The organism is Prochlorococcus marinus XMU1405 (assembly GCF_017696275.1).
In the GTDB taxonomy this organism is placed as follows: domain Bacteria; phylum Cyanobacteriota; class Cyanobacteriia; order PCC-6307; family Cyanobiaceae; genus Prochlorococcus_A; species Prochlorococcus_A marinus_AB.
Genome location: NZ_JAAORF010000003.1, coordinates 99,185 through 125,147, shown reverse-complemented (window position 1 = coordinate 125,147; position 25,963 = coordinate 99,185). Strand labels below are relative to the sequence as shown.

Annotated in this window: 33 protein-coding genes and 1 tRNA gene; 12 read left to right on the top strand and 22 right to left on the bottom strand. The window is 31.8% G+C overall.

The window, feature by feature from the left end; genetic code table 11:
• Positions 1-27 precede the first annotated feature (27 nt).
• Positions 28-101: transfer RNA gene (locus HA148_RS06720), tRNA-Arg, on the bottom strand.
• 151 nt (positions 102-252) lie between these two features.
• Between HA148_RS06720 and HA148_RS06715 the strand changes: the two genes are divergently transcribed.
• Positions 253-933 (top strand): hypothetical protein, encoded by a 681-nt coding sequence (locus HA148_RS06715; RefSeq protein WP_209131307.1) that lies wholly within the window; start codon positions 253-255, stop codon positions 931-933.
• A gap of 5 nt (positions 934-938) precedes the next feature.
• Here HA148_RS06715 and HA148_RS06710 read toward each other — a convergent pair whose 3' ends face one another.
• Both HA148_RS06710 and rsmI read right to left on the bottom strand, forming a co-directional pair.
• Positions 939-1,097, bottom strand: a complete 159-nt coding sequence (locus tag HA148_RS06710; protein ID WP_245152037.1) for a hypothetical protein — start codon at positions 1,095-1,097, stop codon at positions 939-941.
• A gap of 83 nt (positions 1,098-1,180) precedes the next feature.
• Positions 1,181-2,044: a 16S rRNA (cytidine(1402)-2'-O)-methyltransferase gene (gene rsmI, locus HA148_RS06705; protein WP_209131301.1), complete on the bottom strand. Its 864-nt coding sequence runs from the start codon at positions 2,042-2,044 to the stop codon at positions 1,181-1,183.
• Between the two features lie 3 nt (positions 2,045-2,047).
• On the opposite strand from rsmI, the gene HA148_RS06700 reads away from it, so the two are divergent.
• Positions 2,048-2,956, top strand: a complete 909-nt coding sequence (locus tag HA148_RS06700) for a 3'(2'),5'-bisphosphate nucleotidase CysQ (protein ID WP_209131299.1) — start codon at positions 2,048-2,050, stop codon at positions 2,954-2,956.
• On the opposite strand, the gene HA148_RS06695 is transcribed toward HA148_RS06700, so the two are convergent.
• The 12 genes from HA148_RS06695 to sppA form a co-directional block, all read right to left on the bottom strand.
• On the bottom strand, positions 2,953-5,118 hold the full coding sequence (locus tag HA148_RS06695; protein WP_209131296.1) for a polyribonucleotide nucleotidyltransferase: 2,166 nt from the start codon (positions 5,116-5,118) through the stop codon (positions 2,953-2,955). The genes HA148_RS06700 and HA148_RS06695 overlap by 4 nt on opposite strands.
• A 170-nt stretch (positions 5,119-5,288) precedes the next feature.
• Positions 5,289-5,591 (bottom strand): 30S ribosomal protein S14, encoded by a 303-nt coding sequence (rpsN, locus tag HA148_RS06690; protein WP_025894796.1) that lies wholly within the window; start codon positions 5,589-5,591, stop codon positions 5,289-5,291.
• Positions 5,592-5,655: 64 nt separating this feature from the next.
• Positions 5,656-6,735: an RIP metalloprotease RseP gene (gene rseP, locus HA148_RS06685; protein ID WP_209131294.1), complete on the bottom strand. Its 1,080-nt coding sequence runs from the start codon at positions 6,733-6,735 to the stop codon at positions 5,656-5,658.
• 9 nt (positions 6,736-6,744) lie between these two features.
• Entirely contained in the window at positions 6,745-8,022 is a 1,278-nt protein-coding gene (gene serS / locus HA148_RS06680; protein ID WP_209131292.1) for a serine--tRNA ligase, read from the bottom strand.
• 122 nt (positions 8,023-8,144) lie between these two features.
• Positions 8,145-9,611 carry an AAA family ATPase gene (locus HA148_RS06675; protein ID WP_209131290.1) on the bottom strand — a complete coding sequence of 489 codons (1,467 nt, stop codon included), beginning with the start codon at positions 9,609-9,611 and terminating at the stop codon, positions 8,145-8,147.
• Between the two features lie 15 nt (positions 9,612-9,626).
• Positions 9,627-10,769 carry a membrane protein insertase YidC gene (gene yidC, locus HA148_RS06670; protein ID WP_209131288.1) on the bottom strand — a complete coding sequence of 381 codons (1,143 nt, stop codon included), beginning with the start codon at positions 10,767-10,769 and terminating at the stop codon, positions 9,627-9,629.
• 72 nt (positions 10,770-10,841) lie between these two features.
• Positions 10,842-11,255, bottom strand: coding sequence for a PH domain-containing protein (locus HA148_RS06665; RefSeq protein WP_209131287.1), 414 nt, complete (start codon positions 11,253-11,255; stop codon positions 10,842-10,844).
• Positions 11,252-11,638, bottom strand: a complete 387-nt coding sequence (locus HA148_RS06660) for a ribonuclease P protein component (RefSeq protein WP_209131285.1) — start codon at positions 11,636-11,638, stop codon at positions 11,252-11,254. The genes HA148_RS06665 and HA148_RS06660 overlap by 4 nt, the downstream gene beginning before the upstream one ends.
• Before the next feature lie 12 nt (positions 11,639-11,650).
• Positions 11,651-11,788 carry a 50S ribosomal protein L34 gene (gene rpmH / locus HA148_RS06655; RefSeq protein WP_209131282.1) on the bottom strand — a complete coding sequence of 46 codons (138 nt, stop codon included), beginning with the start codon at positions 11,786-11,788 and terminating at the stop codon, positions 11,651-11,653.
• 30 nt (positions 11,789-11,818) lie between these two features.
• Positions 11,819-12,397 carry a DUF2808 domain-containing protein gene (locus tag HA148_RS06650; RefSeq protein ID WP_209131279.1) on the bottom strand — a complete coding sequence of 193 codons (579 nt, stop codon included), beginning with the start codon at positions 12,395-12,397 and terminating at the stop codon, positions 11,819-11,821.
• Positions 12,398-12,456: 59 nt separating this feature from the next.
• Complete coding sequence (gene aroH, locus HA148_RS06645; protein WP_209131277.1) at positions 12,457-12,828, bottom strand: chorismate mutase; 372 nt, start codon at positions 12,826-12,828, stop codon at positions 12,457-12,459.
• Positions 12,829-12,846: 18 nt separating this feature from the next.
• On the bottom strand, positions 12,847-13,656 hold the full coding sequence (gene sppA, locus HA148_RS06640; RefSeq protein WP_209131275.1) for a signal peptide peptidase SppA: 810 nt from the start codon (positions 13,654-13,656) through the stop codon (positions 12,847-12,849).
• Between the two features lie 52 nt (positions 13,657-13,708).
• On the opposite strand from sppA, the gene HA148_RS06635 reads away from it, so the two are divergent.
• The 3 genes from HA148_RS06635 to HA148_RS06625 are packed head-to-tail and all read left to right on the top strand — an operon-like array spanning position 13,709 to position 17,576.
• Entirely contained in the window at positions 13,709-14,650 is a 942-nt protein-coding gene (locus HA148_RS06635) for a DMT family transporter (protein ID WP_209131273.1), read from the top strand.
• Positions 14,651-14,678: 28 nt separating this feature from the next.
• Positions 14,679-15,752: a glycosyltransferase family 4 protein gene (locus HA148_RS06630; protein WP_209131271.1), complete on the top strand. Its 1,074-nt coding sequence runs from the start codon at positions 14,679-14,681 to the stop codon at positions 15,750-15,752.
• Positions 15,753-15,770: 18 nt separating this feature from the next.
• Complete coding sequence (locus tag HA148_RS06625) at positions 15,771-17,576, top strand: ArnT family glycosyltransferase (protein WP_209131269.1); 1,806 nt, start codon at positions 15,771-15,773, stop codon at positions 17,574-17,576.
• Here HA148_RS06625 and HA148_RS06620 read toward each other — a convergent pair.
• The 5 genes from HA148_RS06620 to HA148_RS06600 all read right to left on the bottom strand — a co-directional run bounded on the left by HA148_RS06620 (position 17,573) and on the right by HA148_RS06600 (position 20,210).
• The gene (locus HA148_RS06620) at positions 17,573-17,824 is read right to left on the bottom strand and encodes a CopG family transcriptional regulator (RefSeq protein ID WP_209131267.1); all 252 of its coding nucleotides are present in this window, start codon (positions 17,822-17,824) and stop codon (positions 17,573-17,575) included. The genes HA148_RS06625 and HA148_RS06620 overlap by 4 nt on opposite strands.
• A gap of 82 nt (positions 17,825-17,906) precedes the next feature.
• Positions 17,907-18,692, bottom strand: coding sequence for an AEC family transporter (locus tag HA148_RS06615; RefSeq protein ID WP_209131265.1), 786 nt, complete (start codon positions 18,690-18,692; stop codon positions 17,907-17,909).
• 201 nt (positions 18,693-18,893) lie between these two features.
• On the bottom strand, positions 18,894-19,118 hold the full coding sequence (locus HA148_RS06610) for a hypothetical protein (protein ID WP_209131263.1): 225 nt from the start codon (positions 19,116-19,118) through the stop codon (positions 18,894-18,896).
• A gap of 73 nt (positions 19,119-19,191) precedes the next feature.
• Positions 19,192-19,461: a SemiSWEET family sugar transporter gene (locus HA148_RS06605; protein WP_209131261.1), complete on the bottom strand. Its 270-nt coding sequence runs from the start codon at positions 19,459-19,461 to the stop codon at positions 19,192-19,194.
• 14 nt (positions 19,462-19,475) lie between these two features.
• Positions 19,476-20,210, bottom strand: a complete 735-nt coding sequence (locus HA148_RS06600) for an AhpC/TSA family protein (RefSeq protein ID WP_209131259.1) — start codon at positions 20,208-20,210, stop codon at positions 19,476-19,478.
• A gap of 140 nt (positions 20,211-20,350) precedes the next feature.
• On the opposite strand from HA148_RS06600, the gene fldA reads away from it, so the two are divergent.
• From fldA to HA148_RS06585, 3 genes are all read left to right on the top strand, one after another.
• Positions 20,351-20,875 (top strand): flavodoxin FldA, encoded by a 525-nt coding sequence (gene fldA / locus HA148_RS06595; RefSeq protein ID WP_209131257.1) that lies wholly within the window; start codon positions 20,351-20,353, stop codon positions 20,873-20,875.
• Between the two features lie 144 nt (positions 20,876-21,019).
• Positions 21,020-22,078, top strand: a complete 1,059-nt coding sequence (locus HA148_RS06590; protein ID WP_002808252.1) for a chlorophyll a/b binding light-harvesting protein — start codon at positions 21,020-21,022, stop codon at positions 22,076-22,078.
• A gap of 71 nt (positions 22,079-22,149) precedes the next feature.
• Positions 22,150-22,803 carry a DUF3386 family protein gene (locus HA148_RS06585; protein WP_209131255.1) on the top strand — a complete coding sequence of 218 codons (654 nt, stop codon included), beginning with the start codon at positions 22,150-22,152 and terminating at the stop codon, positions 22,801-22,803.
• Positions 22,804-22,807: 4 nt separating this feature from the next.
• On the opposite strand, the gene HA148_RS06580 is transcribed toward HA148_RS06585, so the two are convergent.
• Positions 22,808-23,053, bottom strand: coding sequence for a hypothetical protein (locus HA148_RS06580; RefSeq protein WP_002807817.1), 246 nt, complete (start codon positions 23,051-23,053; stop codon positions 22,808-22,810).
• 105 nt (positions 23,054-23,158) lie between these two features.
• Complete coding sequence (locus tag HA148_RS06575; protein ID WP_209131253.1) at positions 23,159-23,797, bottom strand: methyltransferase domain-containing protein; 639 nt, start codon at positions 23,795-23,797, stop codon at positions 23,159-23,161.
• Positions 23,798-23,952: 155 nt separating this feature from the next.
• Here HA148_RS06575 and HA148_RS06570 point away from each other — a divergent pair, with 155 nt between their 5' ends.
• From HA148_RS06570 to glyQ, 4 genes are all read left to right on the top strand, one after another.
• On the top strand, positions 23,953-24,123 hold the full coding sequence (locus HA148_RS06570) for a hypothetical protein (protein WP_209131251.1): 171 nt from the start codon (positions 23,953-23,955) through the stop codon (positions 24,121-24,123).
• Between the two features lie 2 nt (positions 24,124-24,125).
• Positions 24,126-24,458: a phenylpyruvate tautomerase MIF-related protein gene (locus tag HA148_RS06565; RefSeq protein ID WP_209131249.1), complete on the top strand. Its 333-nt coding sequence runs from the start codon at positions 24,126-24,128 to the stop codon at positions 24,456-24,458.
• Positions 24,459-24,483: 25 nt separating this feature from the next.
• Entirely contained in the window at positions 24,484-24,870 is a 387-nt protein-coding gene (locus HA148_RS06560; protein ID WP_209131247.1) for a DUF1824 family protein, read from the top strand.
• Positions 24,871-25,028: 158 nt separating this feature from the next.
• Complete coding sequence (gene glyQ, locus HA148_RS06555) at positions 25,029-25,904, top strand: glycine--tRNA ligase subunit alpha (RefSeq protein WP_209131245.1); 876 nt, start codon at positions 25,029-25,031, stop codon at positions 25,902-25,904.
• The last annotated feature ends 59 nt before the right edge of the window (positions 25,905-25,963 follow it).

Sequence of the window (25,963 nt, the reverse complement as noted above, 5' to 3'; positions counted from 1 at the left end):
TAAATATTTTCAAATTTTATTTGAAAACGCTTCCTGCAGGATTCGAACCTGCGGCCCACTGCTTAGAAGGCAGTTGCTCTATCCAGCTGAGCTAAGGAAGCACCATCTTATTATATCTGACAGGTAAGGCTCAATCAAAAATTACTATATTTTTATGATATTTATTTGCTTAAGAAAATTCATTAAAAATAGCAAAATAATTTCTTTTCTAGAAAAGTTTTAGTATATTTACAGTTGTATGTATATTTTATTTTGGCTAAAAGGCTTACTGAAAAAGAAAAACAAAATCTAGTCATATATTTTACTGAAGGTAAAACAATAGATTTTCTTTCAGGAAAATTTGGTTATTCAAAATTAACAATATCAAGAAATTTAAAAAAAAGTCTTGGCGAGGAGATTTACAAAGATCATCTTAGAAAAAATAAGAGTTTAAAAATTAATAGTTCTGATAAAGATATAACTTCATTAGAAGATCTTAAAAAGCTACCAAAAAAAAATACTAATAGGGAAATTATTATTGAGCAACAACTCGAAGAAAATAAAGTTGATTCGGAAGAAATACCTATTTCAACTTATACGGAAGTTATACCCTTAAATTATGATTTTGAAAACGCAAATCAAAAAGATTTATCATCGATTCCTTTAGATGAAGTTAATTTTCCAAAAACTGTATTTTTGATAATAGATAAAAATATTGAGTTGGAAACTAAATTATTAAGAGATTATCCAGAATGGCAATTTTTATCCCAAGATGAATTGGAAAGAAAGACAATACAAATTTTTTCAGATTTAAAAGTTGCCAAAAGGTTTTGTAATAAAGAGCAAAAAGTAATTAAAGTTCCTAATACTGAAGTTTTTAAAATTGTCTCTCCTTTGTTAATTTCACGAGGCATTACTCGGATAGTTAGTGATGAAATATTAATAGCACTCTAGAAAAGTTATTTATTTTTGTTCTTCAATTTAAGAGCAAGTACATTTCCTAAACAAGATCCTGTTATAAAACTTGTACCAACAATAAAACCTATAGGTAAATCAACGGTTTCATTCTTAAAAATATTAACTCTGCTTTTATTTGTACCGTTTTGTAAACCCACCATTAATACCAAAAAAAGTAGAAAGTTAGATGATAAACCCAAGATTATGTCTTTAATTAGAAAACTCATAAACCTTTTTTTTTATTCTAATACAATTTGTAAATCACGCTTTTCGTAGTATTTCTTTTTTTTGCTAAATATTTAGAAGCTGCGGATAATGTTAAACCAGCATTAACTAATTCATGTAGCTCTCTTTTTAAGAGTTCTAGATCATAATCAAAAATTTTTGTTTTTTGAATACCTTTTATAACAATTGTTATTTCGCCTAAAATTTCTTTGTCTTTTACAAAGTCAATTGCTTCTTTGATATTGCAACCAATGTGCTCCTCAAATTTTTTTGTGAGTTCTCTAAATATTTGAATTTCTCTTTGTCCTCCACAAAAATCGTTTAATTCCTGCAAAAGTTTTTTTATACGATGCGGAGATTCAAATAATACTGTAGTTTTTTCATTACTACTTATTTCGAAAAGAATTTTTTCTCTTTCGATTTTCTTTTTAGGGAGAAACCCTTCAAATATAAACTTTGAGGAGCACATGCCACTCGATGCTAGTGCGGTTGTAACGGCACTTGGCCCAGGGATGCAAATTACTCTAATACCTAGTGATTTTGCTTTTTTAACTAAATCTTCTCCTGGATCGCAAATACTTGGCATCCCTGCATCACTAACTATTGCAACAGACTTTCCTGAAAGAAGTGCGTTAATTATTTTAGGTATTTTTTTGAAAGAGTTATTCTTGTTAAAACTTATAAGATTGTTACTCATATCGTATCTATTCATTATTTTTTTTGTTTGCCTTGTGTCCTCGCAGGCAATAAAAGATACTTCTTTAAGAACTTTAAGTGCTCTAAAGGTAATATCATCTAAATTTCCTATTGGAGTTCCAACCATATAAAGCGCATTATTTTCAGTTTCAGGAATTTTATGAGAGAATGGTAAATTATTATTCATATTGTGATCGAATTACCGTTAGGTGTAGATATTAATAATCTTATCGATGATCTACGGATTTTCAGCTGGGAAGCGGCAGATATTATGCTTCATTATTCAAATTTAATAAAAAAAACTGATTTAAAAAAAAATATCATTAAAACTTCTAATTTTGATGATCCTGTTACTCTTGCTGATTTAAAAGTAAATGAATTGATGATTGAGAGAATAAATAATAAGTATAAACACATAAATTGGGAAATTCTAAGTGAAGAGAATGTGAAAATTAAATCAAAAAAATATGAAATCAATTCAGATTGGCTTTGGGTTCTGGATCCCTTGGATGGTACTAAGGATTTTATTCAAGGTTCCGAAAACTATGCAATGCATCTAGCACTTAACTACAAAAATAGGCCGCAATTAGGAATTGTTTTAATTCCTGAAAAAGATGAATTGTGGATTTCTAATGGCAGTGAAGTTTGGGGCGAAAGAAGAGATAGATCTAAATTGAATTTTGAAATATCTTCTTATAAGCCTCTTAGCGAAATGATTTTGGTTACTAGCAAAAATCATAGAAATCTGATTTTGCAAAATTTAATTGAAAAGATTTCTTTTAAAAAAGTAATTGTTATGGGTAGTATTGGATGTAAGATTGCCGCAGTAGTTAAAGGACAATGTGATATCTATATATGTTTAAGCGTTCAAGGTAAAAGCAGCCCTAAAGATTGGGATTTTGCCGCGCCAGAAGCTATTCTAAAAGGATCTGGAGGAGCAATAACTAATCTAGATAATGCAGAGCTTTCCTATAATCAAAACAATTTTCAACAAGGAGGTATAATTATTGCTACACGCAATAAAGATACTCATCAAGATATCTGTTCACAGATAAAAGAAATTATCAAAAAATATGATTTATATCCTCTAAAGTCTTAATTTAGAGGAGCTACGGGGGTTGGCGTTGGCTCTGGGTAAGACATCCCACCATTTTGACTAACTCCCCTCAAAGTAAGATTTATCCTACCCCTACTATCAATTTCTCTAACTCTTACTGTAACTTCATCTCCTTGTCTTACAACATCTTCAACTCGTTCTACTCTGGCTTCTGATAGTTGAGATATGTGAACCATTCCTTCTTTACCAGGCAGAATTTCTACGAAAGCACCTATTGGTATTATTCTTGTAACTACTCCAGGAAAAATTTCACCTTCATGAACCTTCCTTGTAAGACCCTCTATAATTTTTTGAGCCTCTTCTGCTGCGGCCCCGTCATGTGAGGCAATGGTTACTATACCTCCATCTTCGATATCTATCTTGGTATTTGTTCTTTCTGTGATTCCTTTAATAGTCCTACCTCCTGGACCAATTACAGTCCCAATAAGTTCAGGATCAATTCTAAAGCTTAAAAGTCTTGGAGCATGCGGAGAGAGGGATTCTTGAGGTTTATCTATTGCCGCTTGCATCTTTTCTAAGATATGTAATCTTGCAGGCCGAGCTTTTTTAATTGCATCAGAAATAATAGAGACTGGTAGACCTGTAATTTTCATATCCATTTGTAACGCAGTAATTCCTTTATCAGTACCAGCAACCTTAAAATCCATATCTCCAAGAAAGTCTTCAATCCCTTGAATATCTGTAAGAATTCGAACTTCTTTACCTTCTTTTATTAAGCCCATAGCAGTACCACTTACAGGTGCTTTTAGAGGAACTCCTGCATCTAATAATGAAAGCGTGCTTCCACATACTGAACCCATTGAAGTTGAACCGTTAGAACTTAAAACTTCACTTACTACCCTTAGAACATAAGGAAATGTTTCTTTCCCAGGCAGCACTGGTATTATTGCTCTTTCAGCTAATGCTCCATGGCCAATTTCTCTTCTGCCAGGAGTTCTCATAGGCCTAGTTTCACCAACTGAATAAGGAGGAAAGTTATAGTGATGCAAATACGTTTTTTCAGTACTAGGATTCAAATCATCCATCTCTTGAGCATCGCTTGGTGTGCCAAGAGTAGTAGTAGATAAGACTTGAGTTAGACCTCTTTGAAAAAGTGCAGAGCCATGAACTCTTTTTGGAAGAATTCCCGCAGAGGCTGATATTTTTCTAACTTCATCGAGCTCCCTTCCATCAACTCTTTTCCCATCATTTATGATTTGAGACCTCATTAATTTTTTTGTTAATTTTTTAAAGTCGGAATGAATTAATTTTTCATTTTCTGAAGTTAAAACTTTTACTTGATTTTCATCTTTAAGTGAATCAATTTTGCTTTGAGTTTCAGTTTTAATTTTTTCGAGTTCAAGATCTCTCTCTTCCTTTGTAAGGTCAAATTTCTTTAAAACCAACTCAATAGGTTTTGTACAATTTTTTTCTAAATAAATGGGCAATGTTTTATCTTCTTCAGGGTCAGATGGCTTAATCTGTTTTATTCCTAGTTCTTGTAGTAAATCTTCTTGCGATTTAATAAGTTCAGTAACAGCCTCATATCCGAAATCTATAGCTTCGATTGTATCTTGCTCTGATAATTGATTTGCACCTGCTTCAATCATGACGATACCGTCTGGTGATCCTGCAACAACAATGTCTAAATCACCTTTCTCAATCTCTCTATAGCTAGGATTTAAGATGAAATCGTCCCCTATAAGCCCAACTCTTACTGCAGCCATTGGCCCATAAAATGGAATCTCTCCAACTAAAGTTGCTATTGAAGCCCCCGTAACAGCTAAAACATCTGCTGGAACTCTTTCATCTAGAGAAAGGCATGATGCGACTATTTGAATCTCGTCCCTCATCCATGTGGGAAAAAGTGGCCTCATTGGCCTATCAATTAATCTTGCAATTAAAGTCGCTCTTTCTGGTGGGCGACCTTCTCTCCTCATAAAACCACCAGGAATTCTCCCTGCAGCATAAAGTTTTTCTTCATAGTCGCATATCAGAGGTAGAAAGTCTGATGATTCTTTTTTGGCAGTTTTTGTCGCTGTAACTAATAGTGAGGTATCACCACACTCAATCATTACTGATCCATTGGCTTGAGGAGCATATAGTCCTGTAGTTAGTCGTATCTCTCGTCCGTCAAACGTGATCGACTTATTTTGTCCTTCCACTGTTTAAATTATAAATCTATACATAATTTATTCTTACATTTTATAGGGACATATTGAGTAAATTATTTAGATAAGCTATAAAAATTTTTAAAATTGTCCTAAAAATGAGTTTAATTTCTAAAAGTATTTTTTTTTCTTGAGAAATATAGTACTTAAGTTAAAAACTTTGACTACCAACTTGATTTAACTACTCCAGGAAGTTCACCGTTATGAGCTCTTTGTCTTAACTGATTCCTGCAAAGACCAAAATCTCTATATACTCCTCTAGGTTTACCAGTTGCCCAACACCTATTTCTTACTCTATTTGGTGCAGAGTTCCTTGGTAGACCTTGAATCTTTCTATGAATTTCTAATCTTTCCATTGGATCTTTTGCGGCATTAAATTCATCTAATAATGCTTTCCTTTTTGCAGCATATTTCTTAACGAGTTTTTTGCGTTTAACTTCTCTCGCAATCATGGACTTTTTCGCCATTTAGTCAGAATTTTTAAAACTATCTTTTATATTAACAGCTTGGAGAACAGTTTTTAAAATTTATTTATTGGTTTAATAATCTTTGAACGATTAATAGTTGACTAGTATCTCTGATAATAAGCAGAACGCTAAGTCCCACTAAAAGAAAAAAACTGGACTGAGTAACAACCATTTGTACCTTGACTGGAACAGGTTTCCCCCTAAAACCTTCAATTATAGTAAAAACAAGTTGTCCTCCATCTAACAATGGTAAAGGTAATGAATTAAGTACTGCTAAATTAATAGAAATTAAAGCCGCAAATAATAATATGCCTGTCCCACCTTGTTGAGATAATTGTGCACCGATTTCAACGATTTTTACTGGCCCACTTAATTGTTGCGCGGTTGAGGAGAAATTTGTTATCAAACCTTTATAACCTTGAATTGTTTTTACCAAAAGTGATGAAAATTCATTATTAGTGTATTTAAAAAGTTCGAAAACGTTTTTTGTCTTTTTAGTTTCTTTCCTTATATTCGGTTGCAATTGAGCACCTATTGTTCCTTTTCCATCAATTTTTTTTGGTACTAAAGTTAAATCTTTGAAACTCCCATCCCTTTCAATTTTTATTGAAATTGGTTCGTCTGATGAATTTTGAATTTCTTTTACTAAAGTGGAAACGGCTTGATCCCCAACTCCTAAAGTACTAGTTTCGATTTCTAATATTTTATCCCCTGGTTCTAAACCAGCAAGAGAGGCAGCCTTATCAGGTTGAGTAGCCAAAACTAAAATGCCTGGTTCTGGATCAAATGGAATACCAACAGTAGTTACATTTATAATCAAGATTGAGTAAGCAAGTATCAAGTTGGCAAATACTCCAGCAGAAATTACAATAACTCTTTGAATTATTGGCCTATTTTTTAAAAGATTTGGATCTTTAGGGTCAATATTATTTAGTTCTTCATCAGGGAAGGATACAAAGCCTCCAAGAGGAAAGGCTCTGAATGAATAGGTAATATCTCTAAATTTTTTTTGAATAATTGAGGGCCCAAAGCCAATTGAAAATCCATCAACATAAATACCTTGTAAAATAGCCGCAAGAAAATGCCCCATCTCATGAAAAAATATGAGGAATCCAAGTACTGTTATTGAGGTTAAAACATTCATTTTTTTATATTAAGCAGTTTTTAAAAAATTTGATCCAAAATATGGAGCCAGAGCATCTGGAATCTTAACGCTACCATCTGTTTGTTGGCCATTCTCAAGAATCGCTGCCATTGTTCTTCCAATAGCAAGACCACTGCCATTTAAGGTATGTATATATGTATTTTTTTTATCAATTTTTGATCTTATTGATGATCTACGTGCTTGAAAGTCAAGGCAATTACTGCAACTTGAAATTTCTCTATAACATTTACTACTGGGAAGCCAAACTTCAAGATCAAAAGTTCTACTAGAAGAAAAGCCTAAATCTCCAGTACAAATATCTACTAATCGGTAGGGTAAGTTGAGCTTTTTTAAAATGCTTTCAGCATCAGAAGTAATCTTTTTATGAGCTTCTAAAGATTTACTTGGATCACAAAACCAATAGAGCTCAACCTTATTAAATTGATGAAGTCTTATTAAACCTTTAGTATCCCTTCCATAACTTCCAGCTTCTCTCCTAAAACATGGACTATATGCAACATACTTAATAGGTAACAGCTTGGGATCAATAAGCTCGTTTCTATGAAAAGCAGTTAGTGGAACTTCAGCTGTTGGAGAAAGCCATAAATCGTCGTTGGAACACTTAAAACTTTCATTTGAAAATTTAGGTAATTGACCTGATCCGGTAAGACTCTCTGAATTTACTAAAGCTGGCGGCATTAACTCCAAGTAACCATTTTCAGTATGCATATCGAGCATAAAATTAATTAATGCCCTCTCTAATCTGGCACCATTGCCTATAAGAGTGATAAAACGACTTTTTGATATTTTTGTTGATTTTACAGAGTCAAAAATATTAAGACTTTCTCCTATTTCCCAGTGTGATTTAATATTCTCTTTTATTAGAGGATCCCCCCAAGTTTTTATTTGTAAATTATCACTTTCATCTTTTCCAATAGGAGCGTCTTTGCTAGGAAAATTTGGCAAATTATATATCTCAACATCTATTTCTTTGTCTAATATTCTTTGTTTCTCTTCGAGTTCAGAAATTTTAATTCTGTATTCGTTTCCCTTTTTTTTTAAGTCATTTAATTCTTGTGAATGATTATTTTGGGATTTTCCAATAACTTGACCTATTGATTTGCTTAATTTTTTACTCTCAGATTGGAGACTGGATATTTCTATATCAATTTCTTTTTTCTTAATAGTTAATTCGTGTATATGAGATATCTTGTAAACTTTCCCTCTTAAGGATAAATTCTCTTCAACAAGTATTGGGTTTTCTCTTATTAATTTTTGATCTAACACTCTTTTTTTTTATTACATTAATTAAGATAGTTAATCTCGATTCATTATTTGGGTTTTTTGATTAAAAATTAACTAAATTAATGATTCCTGACTTATGGAATATTTTTAAAATTAAATTTTATTCACGATGCAGAGCGGGCCCGTCCTGTGGATGACCATTCTTTTAGTAAATCAATTTGCTCTTTTGCTGTTCTTGATAGGGGGACAAGTTCAGAAACTGCCTTTATCAAATCTTTCTCCATTAGTTCTCTATTTTCAGAAAATGAAATGTGCATTCCTTCTATTACTGCCTGTTCAAGTTCTGCTCCAGAAAATCCATCTGTCCTGTCAATAATTGTGGAGAGAGGGAAATTATAGTCAGGCCTTCTTTTTTTTAAATGTAAATCTAGAATATTTAATCTCTCTTCAGAATTTGGTAGATCAAGAAAAAATATCTCATCAAATCTGCCTTTTCTTAATAATTCTGCAGGAAGCTTATCTATGGCATTAGCAGTAGCGATAACAAATACAGCAGATTCTTTTTCAGCCATCCAAGTTAGTAAACTTGCCAAAACCCTCTGACTAGTTCCTCCATCGCTTCTAGCATCGCCACCAAAGCCCTTGTCAATTTCATCGATCCACAGGATACAAGGAGACATGGCCTCAGCTCTTGAAATTGTTTCTCTAGTTCTTGCTTCACTTGAACCAACGAGGCTAGAAAACAGTCTTCCAACATCTAACCTAAGTAGCGGCATCGACCAACTCTTTGAAATTGATTTTGCGGTGAGCGATTTCCCTGTTCCTTGTGCTCCGACGAGTAAGACGCCCTTGGGGATAGGTAATCCATAATCTCTAGCTTCTTTAGAAAAGGCCCTGTATCTTTGATTAAGCCAAACTTTTAAAACATTTAAACCTCCAATATCTTCTTGAGTTGATTTGGTTTCAAAAAATTCTAAAATTTCACTTCTTGCGATCACTTGTTTTTTCTCTTCAAGAATATCTTTAATATCTTCTTTACTTATTTTTCCTCTTTGAGCAAGTGCCTTTGCAGTGACTTGCTTTACTTTTATTTCGGTAAGTCCGCTTGAGGCAATAGAAAGTTCGATTAAGTCTTGTTCCTCAAGATTTGAATTGGTATTGATAGCAATTTTTTTTATTAGATTTTTCAATTCTTTTTGATCAGGTAAAGGTAAATCTACAATTGTCATTAATTCATCCAGCTCTTCTGATGATGGAAATAAATGAGAACTAATAATTAAATTATGACTAGTTTTCTTTAGTGTTGAAGATAGTTCTTTAATAGTTCTATTGATGGATGGATCGTCATAAAATTTATGAAAATCTTTTACTAACAAAATAGTTGAGACTTCAGAACTTTGTTCTTTAAGCCAATTAAGCACTCCTAAAGGATTATTAGTAAATTTACCTTCCTCATTTATTAATCCTTTTATGCCGCTAACACAATCCCAGCAAATGAATCTTTTTATGTTTAATCTTTCACAAGAGAAATTGATCAATTTTTCTAATCTTTCCTCTTCTTTAGTTCTGATCCAGATTAATGAGGTTCTTGATTTTATGAGTAATTCTAAATTTCTACACCAAGAATTCATTATTTAAGATTCAGATTATTTTTTACTGTTAGGTTCAAAAGGTAATCTTTTATCAGAGATAGTTGAAGCAGATGTTGTGATTACTTCATTTTTGGCCAATAATTGTTGATCCAAAATTTTCTGTAGATTCTCAGGAAGAGCTTCTTTATTAAGCAGAAAAGTTTGAAATGCCTGAAATATGTTAGCAACGACCATATAAAGTAAAACTCCTGCTGGTAGTGGGAAAAACAGGAACATCCCAGTAATCATGATTGGGGTAATTTTATTGGCTGTTGATTGCTGTGGATTTGCAGGCATCCCCTGACTAGATAAAACTTGAGAGAGAAGTAGGGTTAATCCAAAGGCACCTACAAGTGTCGCAATATCCCAGTTAATTGACCCATCTACATAAAAACCAACTTGACCAAGAGCTTTTATAAAAAGAAAACCACTTTTGGCAGCTAGACCAGGGATTTTTGCCTCGATTGTTGCATCACCCGGTTTAATTGCTGTTACTGTGCCGTCTTGGGAAACTTTAAGATATTCGGATCCTTTAGAAACCTTCCATGTTGGGAGAAATTTTGATCCATTGTCATATTTAGACAAAACTTCCGAATAGCTATTTCCGTTTGTTGTTTGTAAATTTATTTTTACAGATTCTTCCGTTCCTAATTTTGTACCATTAGGAATAGTAGCTATTACAGGAAAATGAGATTTTTCGGTTATGAATATTGAATGTCTTGGGGATTTGTAAGGTTTTGGATCAATTGCCGCAATTTGATCTTTGGGTACAACCTTAAGATTTATGTTGTAAGGAACATCAGCAAATGGTGAACCTCTTAAAGTTGCGAACAAAGCAAATAAAACAGGCATTTGAACAATCAAAGGAAGACACCCTGCAAGAGGACTGCCAAACTCATTCATTAATTTTCCTAATTCTTCTTGCTGTTTTTTGGGATCACCTGAAAACTTAGACTTTATTTCTGCTTGCCTTTTTTGCATTACTGGTTGAGCAATTTTCATTCTTCTTGCACTTCTAATTGACCCAGCACTCAAAGGAAAAAGTGCAATTCTTATAACTACTGTTAATGCAACAATTGCTAAACCATAACTAGGTACTAAACCATAGAAAAAATCCAGTATAGGGATAAGTAATTTTTCAGAAATGAACCCTATCACGATATTAAAGAAATTGTAAATTTAATAGACATTCTATCTTACAGGAGAAAAAGTTTTTTGTAATTAATTTGATTAGGGTTTAGTAGCAAATCCGCTTACCTCTTTAAGATTTGGGGTCAGGGGTTTTTTATTTATGTTTTCTTCCATAAATTTTTGCTTTTCTCTGAATAGAGGCAATGATTTCATTTCTACTTTTGATCCATCATTAAGAATAAGAACCATATCACCATATGATCCGAATCCTCTTGGAATAGACCTAATTTCTTCAATATTATTTAATGAAACTTGTGTTTTGTTTTTGCCAAACCATCCTCCATCTATAGTGATTCTCCTATTTGTAATTTTATATCTTAACCACAAGGCCCTGACTATTGCAGCAAAGGTAAATGGTAAACCAAGAATAGTGAATCCTGCTAAGAGATTTATTATTAAATCGCTTTTTGCTGGACCACCTTCGTAAAAGGTTTCTTCTTTCATGTTAATCATTTGATAAGACGCGATTTGAGCATTAGGTTTTGAAATTCCTCCAAAAGTTGATTCTTATCCCTGCAGAAATCCCCAATTTTAAGGTTAACAAGTAACCAATATGGTTTGTGGTTATTAATTTTTTGAATGTTTTTCAATAACCACTCTTGAAGAATTCTTCTTATTTTGTTTCTATCTACAGCTTTTTTGGAAACTTTTTTACTAATGGCAAATGCTATCCTGAAGTTGTTTGAGGTATTTCTAAATTTATGGGATAAGAGGATTTCAGGATTTGATCTCGCCACTTTAAAAGTCATCAATTGACCGTGATATTTCTTGGAATTCTTATGAATATATTCAAAAACCCTATGACCTTTTAAACGCATATCTTTTGGTAAGGCCATGTTAATAAACGGTTATACTGCTACTCTTTCTCTTCCTTTTTGTCTCCTACTTTTAATAACTCTTCTACCTGTATGAGAACGCATTCTTACCCTAAAACCAGATACACGTTTTCTTTTTCTTGAAGTTCCGCCAAAAGTTCTTTTAGTCATTTTTTTAATTATCCATAATTAATTTATCATTTAATCGATCACTATAGTCCAGCTTCCTAAATAAGTTGAAACTGATTGTCCTTTAGGCTGACCATATGAATGGAATTGGTATAGCCCTGATTTTTTTGGATTAAAGACTTTTAAGACAACTGCATAACTATCTTTATTAGTAGGGATTGGGCTGTATGGATATATGTTTAGTGAACGGACACCTGATTCTTTATTTTTAATTTCTATATCAGCTGGTATATCTTCTAAACATTTAGTTCGATTCTCAAAACCTCCTATTCTTACCTTGCATAAACTAATTTTTTCCTCATTTAAGGTCGATTTAAAGGTCTTAGGGATTTCCAGATTAATTTTTAGGAGATCAGTTTTTCTATCAGATGGCCTAAAGAAAAAATAAATCGTATTTCTGAATTTTCTCTCATTTTCTTTTTGAAACCACTTTAATCTTCTATATCCAGAGTCTTGATCCCACTGAAATTCTAAGCCTGCTTTAGCATCTTGGATGTTATTAAGGAATGGAGTTGAGACTAAAATTGTAGGAATAAGAAAAAATCTGAAAAAACTAAAGTTAAAGGCATGTTTTTTATTAGTTTTTATCATTGAGGAAATAAATTTTATAAAGTTATCCAAATTTTGACAGGAAAAATGTTTTTCTAAGATTAACATCTATCGGTCCTTAATTTTGCGGCACCTCTTAAATATGGATGTTTTATTGAATTATTTTGAGGCAATAAAACTTGAGCCATTATTCTTATACAAAAATCGATATCATTCAATACGTACATTTGTTGACAATCTAAAAATGCAACTGAATCAAGTCCATGGCATTTTCTTGCAATTGAAGCAGGGAAACATGCATCTAAATCTTTTGTTGCCGTGAATGTAATAGATAATAAATTTGACTTAATAAGATTATTACGTGCAATTAATTCATCTATTAATTCCACAACAGCATCTTCAATTTCATCAACAGAATTCCCAGATGCTGTTGTAGCTCCTCTAATTATTGCAATTTTATAATCATCCTTCATTTTTTTATACCTATTAATTTAAGGCTTATATAACCAAAGTATTTTATTAGATGATTCAATCTCAAAAAAGGCATTATTGATAATTTTTTCAATAATTTTACTTCCAGGAATTAGCCCAAGTATTTTCTTTTTTTTCTTCCCAAATGTTAATGGCTGAATTTTAGGATCAATATTAACCATTTTGGAGGCAAGTTCCCGAGCAACAAATTCATCTCCAACTTCATCAACGAGTCCTAATTCTTTTGCTTGGGTTCCAGTGAAAATTCTTCCATCAGCAAATTTTCTTACTTCTTCAACAGGTAAATTCCTTCCTTCAGCAACAGCTTCGGTAAATTGTTTATAACTTTCATCTATAAGACCTTGAAGCAGTTTTCTCCCTTCCTCACTTAAAGGTTTATCTGGGGAAAGTATATCTTTATATACACCGCTTTTAACAGTCTCGAATTTTATACCAACTTTATCAAACAATTCAGATAAATTATTTCCTCTTATAATTACACCAATAGAACCTGTAATTGTGCCTGGATTAGCAACTATTTTGTCAGATGCAACACCAATATAAACACCTCCAGATGCAGATATGTTCCCAAAACTAGCAATGACTTTACACCCTTTATCTTTTAGTCTTTTAATAGCAGAGTATATTTCTTGGCTATCACCAACAGTTCCTCCTGGCGAATCAATTCTCACAATTAAAGCAGGAAATTCTCTATCCTCAATTTGTTTAAGAGCTTTAAGGACAGAAACTCTTGTTGAACTTGTAATGGGCTCATCAATTACAATACGAGCCATTCTTTTTTTTGACTTTCGTCTAAAAGGCCAAATCATTCTTTTAAGGTAAATACATAAAACTACTTTAAAAAGATTATCAGCAGACCTAATGAATTCAATCCTAAATTGGTTTTTAATGATACTCCCTTTTGCACTTTGGGGAACTTCAATGGCAGCTATGACTCCATTAGTATCAAGTGCTGGTCCGGATTTTGTAGCTTCTTTAAGATTACTTCCTGCAGGAATTCTTGTTCTAATTACAACATATTTGTTTAAAAGAGATCTGAAAATATATAAGTGCGATTTGAAGTGGTTTATTGTTTTTACAATTGTGGACGCCACTTTTTTTCAGCTTTTTTTAACTTATGGTATAGAAAAAACTGGAGCAGGTCTTGGTTCTGTTTTGATTGATTCTCAGCCCCTCTTGGTAGCTATTTTAGCAAGGGCAATCTTTGGAAATTTAATAAATCCAATAGGGTGGTTAGGCTTACTTTTTGGCTTGGGAGGGATAATATTCTTAGGTGTTCCGCAAGAATTTTTAGGAAATTGGTGGTTAATGTCAGATAAGGCAATTACTGATGTGACTTTTAACTTTGGAGAGCTCTGGATGCTTGCGGCTTCGCTAGCTATGGCACTAGGAACAATTTTAATAAGATTCACATGTACTAAAAGTGATCCAGTTGCTGTTACAGGATGGCATATGGTATTGGGGAGTCTGCCTTTAATTATTAAGCATTGCTTACAATCAAGTTTTCAAATAATTCCAGATTGGTCAATTTTTGATTGGGGACTAATGTCATTTGCGAGTATTTTTGGAGGAGCGATAGCTTATGGTTTATTTTTCTACTTTGCCAATAATAAAGAAATAACTGGATTTAGTACACTTGCATTTTTAACTCCTGTATTTGCTCTTCTAAGTGGAGGTGTTTGGCTAGAAGAGAGACTTACTATTGTTCAATGGATAGGGGTAGTTTTTGTTCTTATTTCGGTATTTTTTGTTAGTCAGAGAAGGTATTTATGGGAAAATAAGTTAACTGATAATACTATTTAATTTATTTCTTGATGTAAAAATATAAATAATGCGCATTGTTTTGATTAGTACTCCAATAGGTTTCCTTGGAAGCGGTAAAGGTGGAGGAGTTGAATTAACTTTGAATTCCTTAGTTTCAGGGTTGCTTTCTTTAGGTCACTCAATAGATGTGATAGCTCCTGAGAATTCTAAATTACATAAAGGTAATGAAAAAGCAAAATTACATTTTGTAGAGGGTGAGGATCAAATTAGTTGGCAGCATCAAAATTACAATTCTCCTGTCACTATCCCAGACAATTCTCTTTTAGCAGGAATGCTTGAAAAGGGATTAGATATTGCTAAGCAAGCAGATATATTGTTGAATATGTCTTTTGATTGGTTGCCTATTTGGATGACTTTAAATTTAGAGATACCTATTGCACACATTATTAGTATGGGTTCTGAAAGTGCAGTAATAAAAAATTTAATTTCAAAGGTACATTCTAAACATCCATATAACTTTGCTTTTCATTCAAAAATACAAGCTAATGATTATCCATTTATAGAAAAACCAATAATTATTGGTAATGGTTTTAAATTAGATAATTATACTTTTCAAGATTCAGTGAAGGGATCTTTGGCGTGGGTTGGAAGAGTCGCCCCGGAAAAAGGTTTAGAGGATGCTGTTTATATTGCTAGTGAACTTGGCGAAAAACTAAAAGTTTGGGGAATTAAAGAAGATGAGACCTATGCCTCAAAGATAGAAAAATCTTTCCCTCAAGGAACTATAGATTGGATGGGTTTTTTATCAACTAATGAATTACAAAAAGAACTTGGTAAATGTAGGGTTTTGCTAAATACTCCAAAATGGAATGAGGCATATGGAAACGTAGTTGTTGAAGCCTTAGCTTGTGGGGTGCCAGTCATAGCTTATAAAAGAGGAGGCCCTAGTGAAATTATTCAGCATGGGCAAACAGGTTATCTCGCTGATCCTGATGATAAAAAAAATATGCTTTCTTATGTAGAGATTATTGAAAAAATAGAGCGTAAGAAATGTAGAGAATGGGTAGAAAAAAATGCGTCCACAGATATATTTGCTATTAAGGTTGTGAACTGGCTTAATAAGGTAATTCACGAATATTAAGACAATAAATATAATTAAATGATTCTTGTAAAATCAAAAAAAAGGCTCATAACCTTACTAATAGTTTTAGTTTGTGGGATCATAATATTTTTCTTAGGTTTAGGTAGTACAGGACTTGTGGATGAAACTCCCCCTTTATTTGCCGCCACTGGACGTGCAATGAGCGAATCTGGTGATTGGTTAACCCCAAAAGTTAATGGAATGTTTCGTTTTGACAAGCCCCCACTAATTTATTGGTTAATGGGTTTTTTTTACTCATTACCGAAAAACGAGATTTGGGACAGTTTTGGGACAATCTCAGCAAGACTCCCTTCAGCTTTGGCCTCAATATTTTTAATGTTGATGATTGGAGATACGTTGTTTTGTTGGCCACAGAAGGGTGACAGGCAATTCCTCACCCCAATTGTTGCATCATTAGGATTTGCGCTGTCTCCATTCATAATCATCTGGAGTAGAACTGCTGTTAGCGATGCTCTTTTAACTGGAACTTTAGGGATTAGCTTACTGTTGTTTTGGAGGAGAATGGCATCTCTTGGTAATGATCCATGCATTTCTGCATGGGTATTTTTAGGGTTTGCAATTTTAACTAAAGGACCTGTCGCATTTGTTTTAGCATTATTGACTATTACATCTTTCTTAATAAGTCAGAAGGATTGGAAAACTTTGCTCGACAAAATAAATCCTAAGAAAGGTTTTCTAATAACAATTCTAATTAGTGTTCCATGGTACATATTAGAACTAATAAAAGAGGGAAGGCCTTTTTGGGATAATTTTTTTGGTTATCATAATTTTCAAAGATTCACCGCAGTTGTAAATAATCATGCAGAACCATTCTGGTTTTTTCTGTACATCATGGTATTCGCTTCATTACCGTTCACTCCTTTTTTATATCACGGAATATTTGAAGCTTTTAAGGATTTCTTGAAAAGTTCAAAAGATATTTGTAATTTCAGTGAAACCCTAAATACATATTCTCTATGTTGGTTAGCATCAGTTTTAATTTTCTTTAGTATTTCTGCAACAAAACTTCCAAGCTATTGGTTGCCAGCAATTCCAGCAGCCTCAATCTTAATTAGTAATAGCTTTATAAGCTTAAAAAATGCAAATAAAAATTATTTATATTTGTGGACTTTTAATATATTAATTTTGTTTGGAGTCTCAACAGCATTCTTTTTCTCAAATATTTGGTTAAGTTCAATAAATGATCCTGAAATGCCTAATCTTGGATCTGAATTAATAAGTTCTGGGATAATTTTTAAAGCCAAATTGTTCTTCTCTTCATTTACACTTCTTGCAATAATTTTATTTTCTTTAAAATCTAAAAATATATTTTTTTATCTTCAAATTTTACTTTTAATAGGACAATCTTTTTTGATGTCGCCGATTAGAAAATTAGCAGATTCCTCTAGGCAATTGCCTCTAAGGAATATCTCAAAATTAATTTTAGATACTCGTGAGGGGAATGAAACTTTAGCAATGATCGGTATAAGAAAACCGTCTTTACATTATTATTCAAGACAAATAGTTTTTTATGAACCAAATACTAAAGAAGGATTAATTAATCTTTCAGATAGGCTAAATATTGATACTAGAGAAAATTATGAGGATCAACCTAATTATGAATATAAATCTTTATTAGTCGTGATAGATGAATACTCCTCTAGTGAACAGCACTGGTCAAATATTAAACATCAAAAATTAGGCGAATATGGGATTTATAATTTATGGCGAATACAGAAAAGTGATTTGAATAATTATTCCGAATATTTAATTAATAGCGGCTATAAATCTAACTGGAAAAATAGAAAAGTTGAAAAATTCTAACAAAGCTTCTTCCTAAGAAGGGCGTTTTTAAGATCCTCAAGACTGCACTTAGTGGGGATTTCAATTTCATTTAATTCTTCAATTAATTCAAGATCGACGACAGAATCCTCGGCTAAAAAACTAAAAACTTCATTAATGCTTATTCCCATATCTTGAGCCATCTCTGAGATTAGCCTAAGAGTATCCCTTCTCACAGAAATCCTGAGATCTAAAGGGATATATTCATTTTCAGGGTTCGCTGACTTCATAATCTAAATCTTAAGACATTATGTAGTTATCAGGATATTATCTTTACAATTTTCATTAATAGTGCATATTTTTTTAAATGATTTAGTTGAACGCACTTATGAGAATTTTTAAGAGAGGAATTGTAACTATTGAAATTAAAGTTGTAGTAAAAAGAATTTTTGAAGCTATTTTTTGTTTCACGTCATAAGCCTCTGCCATTAAAATTGTTGATATTGCCGTTGGGGTTCCTGCCTGAAGAATTACTGCTGATGATTGATATAAGTCAAAATTTAAAAATTTACTTATCAAAAAAACAATAAAAGGAAGGATAAATAACTTTAATAAAATTGAAAATCTAATTTCTTCACTGAGAGCAAAAATCTCACCCTTTTGATTTGTGATTATTCCAAGTCTTGTCCCCACAATTATTATTGCCAATGCGATGACTATTCTTGCAGGTATCCAAAGGAAACTGCCTAATATCCCATTGATATGTAAAAGATATGCCAAAAGTACACCAATGATACCTCTTGACGCAGGACTATTTATTAACGCGTTAAATAAGCCTTTGATATTTGGGATGTTCTTGTTTTGGAAATTTTCTTGAAGAAAAAAAGGTCCAAATATCCAAGCGAATAGTGTTGTTCCTAAGTCAAATCCGATAGTGAAGTTAATAGTTGTGGAAGGTAGAAGAGCTATAGCAATTGGTATTCCAAGAAATGAAGTATTACCTATGAGCCCAGCAAGCTGCAAAGTGTAATTTGAAAGCTTGTTTTTAAATATTGTGAATTTATTGATTATTATTATTAGAAATCCAAGAAGGAAGAAAGCTAAAAATGCGCTTTTAATTAGGTTTAAATCTATACCCTCCTTTAAAAGAAGACCCATTACACTTAATGGAATGCCAAATCTTATTAAAGGTCTTGCAATATATTTAGAAATCTTTGGATTCTTTTTCCCAAGAAGAAAACCAAAAATTAAGAAAGGGATAATATTTATAAAGAGAGAGTAAATGGTATTAATTAAGTATTTAATAAAGCAATATTAACTTGCCGAAGCACAGTCAAAAAGTTTTTATGTAATGATGAATTAAATTATTTTCCATACTGCTTTATCAGGAATTAAAGGAGATTTATATAAATCTTCTGGTTCTTTAGTTAAAACTCTCCAAGTGGGGACTCTACAAGTGACGTAAGCAGGACTTTCTATTAAAACGCCTGGTTGATCATCAAAAGTACAAGAAAAACCCTCTTTCCAAAAACCACCGTTGTTGAGGCTACCTTTAAACCAAACCCAGCATTTTGTAGTTTTCAATATAAGAAAAAAATTAGTCTTATGATAAATAAAATATAAATAATATCTCTATAATTTAATACTATTGATATGATTATTTCTTACTAAAACCCTTTGAAAAATATATTTTTGAAATCAATATCAAAAGATTTAAAATTAAGGTTATCAAATTAGCAATTAATATTGGTAAAGAAGATATTTTAAAACCGTAAATAATCCAAGATAAGACTCCAATAATAAACATTATTAAAGTTGTCAAAGAAACATCATCTGCCTTTTTTGTTTTAAGAGTCTTTAGCAATTGAGGAAGAAATGCAGCTGTTGTCAAAATCGCGGCAAAATATCCAAATATGTCTACACTCATAAAAGCTTTAATAACTACTCCTTAATAAAATCAGATAGAAATCCTAATGGATCCCTCATATTTGATGAATATCCAAGAACATCATTTGAAAAAAATTTATAAATAAGTTGATTTTTATCATTTAATAAAAAAGAAGCTCCTCTTTGAGGAAGATATTTTTCATGAAGAATATAATCACTCCAATTTTGAATTATTTCATTCATATTCTTTAATCTAAATGTTGCTAATTCAAATGGTCTCAAATAACCAGCCCCAAAAACCTGTTTAAAAGAATTACCTGAAAATTTTAGAAATTTAAAAACTTCAATTTCATCAAATTCTGAATAGATTTGCTTTGCTTTTCGGTCGCCAGTGTAACCTCTAAAAACTTCTTTGATTGTTTTAAAAGAATTTATCCCAGATAGCATCAAAAGCATATTGATCCAGCCACCTAAACCTAAATCTAAACCTCTTGAGACTTTTAGATTTTTGTGTATTTGGTTATCAGAAACAACTAATAAATTTTCTTCAAGGAATCCGGTAAATTTACAGAATTTTTGTTTCCCATTTTGGTTGCCAATCGCAATTGCAAAAATATCTAAATTTTTATCTTGATGGTTATTGATAAAATTTTTTAAATTTATTGCATATTCAACGCTGTCAAAATCTCCCAACAAACCAAATAAAACAATTAATTTGAATTTTTTTACTCCTTTGAGGTTGAGTTCTTCAACAAGATTTTTAATGTCATTTTGAAGTTTGTCAGTCACGAAGTTTAAATATTTTTATAAATTTTTTAAAAAAAATTTTTCATACTTTAATTAGTATAAAATTTTACATGAAAAAGTTTTTAAAGAAATTAATTTAATCTTTTTAGATTTTATTATTTTAAGGTAAACATTTTGAAGTTATGACTGTAGGAATTTATTACGCAACTACAACTGGAAAAACTGAAGACGTAGCTGATCGTCTTCACAACTTTATTTCTTCAGCAGAAGCACCTAAAGATGTATCTGATGTAGATGACCTCTCGGAATTCGAAGGCCTTGACGGGATTATCTGTGGGATACCAACTTGGAACACCGGAGCAGATGAAGAAAGATCAGGAACTGCTTGGGATTCAATTCTAGAGGATATTGGAGAACTAAGTTTAACAGGAAAAAAAGTTGCAATTTTTGGCTTAGGAGATTCTTCAACGTATACAGAAAATTATTGCGATGCCATGGAAGAACTTCATAGCTACTTTACTAAGGCAGGCGCCGAAATGGTCGGTTATGTAGATAAATCTACTTATACCTTTGATGAGTCCAAAAGCGTTATTGGAGAAAGCTTTTGTGGTTTACCTCTTGATGAGGATAGTGAATCTGATTTGACCGATTCTCGTCTTGAAACATGGGCTTCTCAGCTGAAGGGCGAAATCCCTTCATTGGCGTAAGCTTTCAAAGACATTACTTGCCTAATTTGTAACATTTGTTCTTTCACAATATGTTTTTTTTACATTAGTAATTAAATCTGTAAAGAACATGTAAGAAAACATACTGAATAGCAATAAGCTCAACTTGCTGTTTACTTAAATCAAGTGTTACAAACTTACGGAAAATCTGATGTCACCTATGACTGGTACGCAGGAAATTCTGGTGTTGTTGGCCGTTCAGGTAAATTCATAGCAGCTCATGCTGCCCATGCAGGATTAATGATGTTCTGGGCAGGAGCTTTTGGATTATTCGAATTGGCTCGTTACGACGCCAGTATTCCAATGGGTGCACAAAAAGCAATTGTTTTGCCTCACCTTGCGGGTATTGGAATTGGTGGCGTTGAAAATGGTGTTATTACAGAACCATATGGAATTGTTGTAATTTGCACATTACATCTAATTTTCTCAGCTGTTTTAGGTGCTGGAGGATTATTACATTCCAATAAATTTGCAGGCGATCTTGGAGATTATCCAGAAAATAGTAAGCCACAAAAATTTGATTTTGAGTGGGATGATCCAGATAAATTAACGTTTATTCTTGGTCATCATCTGATCTTCCTTGGCCTAGGAGCAATAATGTTCGTGGAATGGGCTCGTATTCATGGAATTTACGACCCGGCGATAGGATCTACAAGGCAAGTTGTTTACAATTTAGATATTGCTGCTATCTGGAATCATCAATTTGATTTTTTAAAAATAGATAGTCTTGAAGATGTTATGGGAGGACATGCTTTCTTAGCATTCCTCGAAATTATTGGAGGAGTTTTCCATATTTGTACGAAACAATTTGGAGAATATACAGAATTTAAAGGGAAAGGATTACTTGGTGCTGAGGCTATTTTGTCTTACTCAGTAGTTGGTGTTTCTTATATGGCTTTTGTTGCTGCTTTCTGGTGTGCTTCAAATACAACCATATATCCAGTTGATCTATACGGAGAGCCTTTAAAACTTCAATTTGAATTCGCACCTTATTTTACTGATACTGTTGATTTGGGATCAGGTGCATACAGTTCAAGAGCTTGGCTTGCTAATACTCATTTCTATTTGGGATTCTTTTTCTTACAAGGTCATCTTTGGCATGCCTTAAGAGCAATGGGATTTGACTTTAAGAAAATTGGTCAAGCATTTGATAATATTGAAAATACAAAAATTACTCAAAACTAGTTCAATCTAAAAACCTCTCCTCCAAAGGGGAGGTTTTTTTTTGTAGAATTGCAAAACGCATTTAAAAATTAATGGAGAATCAAAGAGAAGTTAATTGTAAGGAGATTTTTCGAAAAGCTTATGAAAATAGGTACACCTGGAATGATGAATTTAATGGTTACAGAGGTAAATGTATTTTTTTTGTTAATAATAATGCACATGAAGGTGAATTCTTATTGGGTAAAGACTTTAAACCAAATATTCAAAAAATAGAAGATCAAAAAATTGTTAAAAGTATTGCCTCTCAATTATTTGAAGTATGTATTCATAGGGTAAAAAGAGATTTTACATCTGTGCATTCAGAAAATAATTTCAATTTAATAAAAAATTCTGAAAGTGGGATTGAAATGAGTGTTTCAGGTAAGAATCAAGGTGATAAATATAGAGTTAAAAATGATTGTATAAATATGGTCTATAGAAAAATTCATGGAACTATAATTGAGATTTTTGTGGAAGAATTCTTAGATACAGGAATAGGCACCCTTAGTAAAAAATACAGTAGTCAACAAATTGATCCAAATACACTTAAGGCGAATTCTCAAAAAATGGAATACGAAGATGAATTTGTAAATATAGATAAAAAGGGTTATTGGATATTAAATTCCAGGACAATAAAATTTATAAACCGAAATCAAGACGAAGAAACACAAAAGTTTGTATTCGATGAATTATGTTTATTAAATTAGATTTTTATTCAACCAGCCTAAAGCCTTTATCAAGTAATTTTTGATAAAGGAGTCTTGCTCTAAAAGCTAAAATCTGTTCTTCATTTTCATTGCTAATTACATGAAAATAATTATTATCCAATTTATTTTTGCTAAAACATACATTTGCTTCTCCTAATCTTAAAGTCCAGTTCTCCTCTTTGGCTAAATGTTGATTAGGTCCGAGATCCCAAGGACATTTTTCAGGATATTTTTCTCTTTTAGAACCCATATGATTAATTTTAACTACCCAATATTAGTAAAAATTTAAAAGTATGGCTATGAATTATTGTTGATAAATTTTTACAAACTCTTCTAGTGTAATACTAGTAATCATTTACTGTTTAGTTGCGATTAAACAATAAAATGGGTCTTTATTTAAAAAATTAAAAATATTAAGCGCAGGTTCATTAAACTTTTTAATGATTTTTGGCATATTAAATCCATTTGTAATTAATACTTTTCTTACATACCTGACTCTTTCCTCTTCAGTAGATGAAGTCCATATGTTAGGAGCTTTATGCCAAAATGCTCTGTTTGAAAAAGCAATAATAATCTTGCCCTTATCACTCAAAATTCTAGCCATTTCTTTTGTTAAATTCTCTGGAAATTGTAAATATTGCCATGCAGCCACCATTAAGCAATAATCTACACTTTCGTTCTCTAGCGGAATTTCTTGGTTAAGATTGAAATTTTGTATCCAATAAGTATCAAATATTTTGTTTTTCTCAAGTTCTTGTTGGTTTAATCCATGCCCAATAACTTTTTTATATTGTTTCCCTTTAGGTAAATAACTATCCCAACTTGACATTAAATCAAGAACAGTTGAGTTATTATCAATTTCTTTTTCATATAAATCTGATAGATTTTGCCTGAAATTTGCATCTAGATGATAGACAAATTTTGGATTAGAATAAAATTCTTCATCATTACTCTCATCAAGTTTTTTTCTTTGGTATTGATTTAAAACTTCCAAAATAATTAATTTAGTATTTATTCATTAAATTTAATAAATAGAAATTTCAATTGTGTTTTAGAAATTTATTTTTATTTAATTAATTTCAAAATTCTATAAAAAACTAGACATCTATTCAAATAAAGTTAAATTATTAATTAATTGTTTAATTAATAATGATTGAGTTCAAAAGGAGTAAAAAAAATAGGTTTAAAAATGCTCTTTTCAATCCTTACAAAAACGGAATAAGTGCATACGATATGGCATATCTATCATCAAAAAAAAGTTTAAAAAATAAAATTGTTTATTTAAAAAGTGATTCTGAAAAAGATTCTTTTGTTGCATAGATATGCCTTACATTAATGTTTCGACTTCAGCAAAAGTAGATGATAAAAAAAAATTTCTCGAAGAAATTTCATTTTTAATTTCATCTTTAACTAATAAATCAAAACGATTTGTTATGGCCAAACTAGATGATAATTGCCAAATGTATTTTGATGATGAGAGCCCTTCTTGCTTTTTAGAAATCAAGTCAATAGGTTCTTTAAATCCTTCAGAAATGGCAAAGCCAATATCCGATTTTGTATTTAAGAAAATGGGAATTCCAATAGATAAGATTTACATCTCTTTTGAGGATGTACCTGCTTCACTATGGGCTTGGAATGGAAGAACATTTGGCTAAGAATTTTTTTTAAGAAATAAATTTAATGGAAATTAATGAATTAATTGATTTAAATAGTCTTAGGACTGCGCCTAATTTAAGCGATAGTCAAGTAAAAAAACTATTAAAAGAACTAGAAGTAAATATTTTTAAAACCGATTGGATAACAATTGGGATAATGGCACCTTGTGATTCTAAGGCTATTGAAGCATTACGATCAATTTCTAAGAAGTATCCCTCAATTAAGTTTGGCAATTTAGATTCCCTTCATGCTGATGGAAGTGTTTTTCTAAAAGGTAATCAAAAAACTGGTAATGTTTTTGTTAGATCTGAAAATGGTCTTGGAGAAGGAATTTTATTAACTTGTCAGTATGACGAAGATTCTAAAGAATCTAATACTTTTGGACCATTGCCATTGGATTTTTTTACATAATTATTTTCTATTTTATGTTTTGTCAGGGATCTAATTTAATGACAGCTTTTTATTAGTTGTAAATTTTCAGGACTTGGAGCAAAAAAATTATTTTTATTTTTAACCTTTGTTATTATGTTTAATGGTATTTAACTAATTTTTTATAATATTTTAAATTGATGTTTTTTCAAAATATAGTTCAAAATTTAAATAATTTCTGGTCAGAAGAAGGTTGTTTGATTATGCAGCCATATGATACCGAAAAGGGTGCTGGAACAATGAATCCACATACTTTTTTAAGAGCTATTGGACCAGAGCCCTGGAGTGTGGCATATGTAGAGCCATGTAGAAGACCTACAGATGGACGTTTTGGCGATAATCCTAATAGGGCTCAACATTACTTTCAATATCAAGTAATAATTAAACCTTCACCTGAGGGAATACAAGAAAAATATTTGAAATCTTTGGAGTCTTTGGGAATTAATCCCAAAAATCATGATATAAGATTTGTAGAGGATAATTGGGAGTCACCTACGCTCGGAGCTTGGGGAGTAGGTTGGGAAGTTTGGTTGGATGGAATGGAAGTTACTCAATTTACTTATTTCCAACAATGTGGAGGATTAGATTGTAATCCTATCCCTATTGAAATCACTTATGGATTAGAGCGGATCGCAATATTTTTGCAAGATAAGGAGAGTATTTGGGACTTAAATTGGAACAATAATTTAAAATATAGTGATATTTGGCTTCAATTTGAAAAAAGTCAATGCTCATATAATTTTAATGAATCTAATCCTGAAAATCTTCGAAAATTATTTGATATTTACCAATATGAGGCAATTTCTACAATTGAAAAGAAATTAACTTATCCAGCACTTGATTTCGTTCTTAAATGTAGTCATACTTTTAATTTACTTGATGCTAGAGGAGTAATATCAGTTACAGATCGTGCACAATATATTGAAAAGATTCGAAAATTGGCAAGGCAAGTTGCATCATCCTGGATAGAGGAAAGAGAATCTTTGGGCCATCCATTAGTGAAAATCTTAAATTAACACCTTAACTAAAAACCTTTAACCGTATCAAAAGATACATGGCTATGAAACTTATCTTT

Coding starts and splice junctions, on each gene's coding strand:
- HA148_RS06630 (WP_209131271.1), top strand. CDS start 14,679: ATGCGCATTGTTTTGATTAGTACTCCAATAGGTTTCCTTGGAAGCGGT.
- rseP (WP_209131294.1), bottom strand. CDS start 6,735: ATGAATGTTTTAACCTCAATAACAGTACTTGGATTCCTCATATTTTTT.
- HA148_RS06625 (WP_209131269.1), top strand. CDS start 15,771: ATGATTCTTGTAAAATCAAAAAAAAGGCTCATAACCTTACTAATAGTT.
- HA148_RS06565 (WP_209131249.1), top strand. CDS start 24,126: ATGCCTTACATTAATGTTTCGACTTCAGCAAAAGTAGATGATAAAAAA.
- rpmH (WP_209131282.1), bottom strand. CDS start 11,788: ATGACTAAAAGAACTTTTGGCGGAACTTCAAGAAAAAGAAAACGTGTA.
- HA148_RS06580 (WP_002807817.1), bottom strand. CDS start 23,053: ATGGGTTCTAAAAGAGAAAAATATCCTGAAAAATGTCCTTGGGATCTC.
- HA148_RS06560 (WP_209131247.1), top strand. CDS start 24,484: ATGGAAATTAATGAATTAATTGATTTAAATAGTCTTAGGACTGCGCCT.
- aroH (WP_209131277.1), bottom strand. CDS start 12,828: ATGAAGGATGATTATAAAATTGCAATAATTAGAGGAGCTACAACAGCA.
- fldA (WP_209131257.1), top strand. CDS start 20,351: ATGACTGTAGGAATTTATTACGCAACTACAACTGGAAAAACTGAAGAC.
- HA148_RS06605 (WP_209131261.1), bottom strand. CDS start 19,461: ATGAGTGTAGACATATTTGGATATTTTGCCGCGATTTTGACAACAGCT.
- glyQ (WP_209131245.1), top strand. CDS start 25,029: ATGTTTTTTCAAAATATAGTTCAAAATTTAAATAATTTCTGGTCAGAA.
- HA148_RS06615 (WP_209131265.1), bottom strand. CDS start 18,692: ATGGGTCTTCTTTTAAAGGAGGGTATAGATTTAAACCTAATTAAAAGC.
- HA148_RS06620 (WP_209131267.1), bottom strand. CDS start 17,824: ATGAAGTCAGCGAACCCTGAAAATGAATATATCCCTTTAGATCTCAGG.
- HA148_RS06665 (WP_209131287.1), bottom strand. CDS start 11,255: ATGATTAACATGAAAGAAGAAACCTTTTACGAAGGTGGTCCAGCAAAA.
- HA148_RS06635 (WP_209131273.1), top strand. CDS start 13,709: ATGAATTCAATCCTAAATTGGTTTTTAATGATACTCCCTTTTGCACTT.
- HA148_RS06675 (WP_209131290.1), bottom strand. CDS start 9,611: ATGAATTCTTGGTGTAGAAATTTAGAATTACTCATAAAATCAAGAACC.
- HA148_RS06570 (WP_209131251.1), top strand. CDS start 23,953: ATGATTGAGTTCAAAAGGAGTAAAAAAAATAGGTTTAAAAATGCTCTT.
- HA148_RS06585 (WP_209131255.1), top strand. CDS start 22,150: ATGGAGAATCAAAGAGAAGTTAATTGTAAGGAGATTTTTCGAAAAGCT.
- sppA (WP_209131275.1), bottom strand. CDS start 13,656: ATGATTTGGCCTTTTAGACGAAAGTCAAAAAAAAGAATGGCTCGTATT.
- HA148_RS06710 (WP_245152037.1), bottom strand. CDS start 1,097: ATGGTGGGTTTACAAAACGGTACAAATAAAAGCAGAGTTAATATTTTT.
- rpsN (WP_025894796.1), bottom strand. CDS start 5,591: ATGGCGAAAAAGTCCATGATTGCGAGAGAAGTTAAACGCAAAAAACTC.
- rsmI (WP_209131301.1), bottom strand. CDS start 2,044: ATGAATAATAATTTACCATTCTCTCATAAAATTCCTGAAACTGAAAAT.
- HA148_RS06650 (WP_209131279.1), bottom strand. CDS start 12,397: ATGATAAAAACTAATAAAAAACATGCCTTTAACTTTAGTTTTTTCAGA.
- HA148_RS06660 (WP_209131285.1), bottom strand. CDS start 11,638: ATGGCCTTACCAAAAGATATGCGTTTAAAAGGTCATAGGGTTTTTGAA.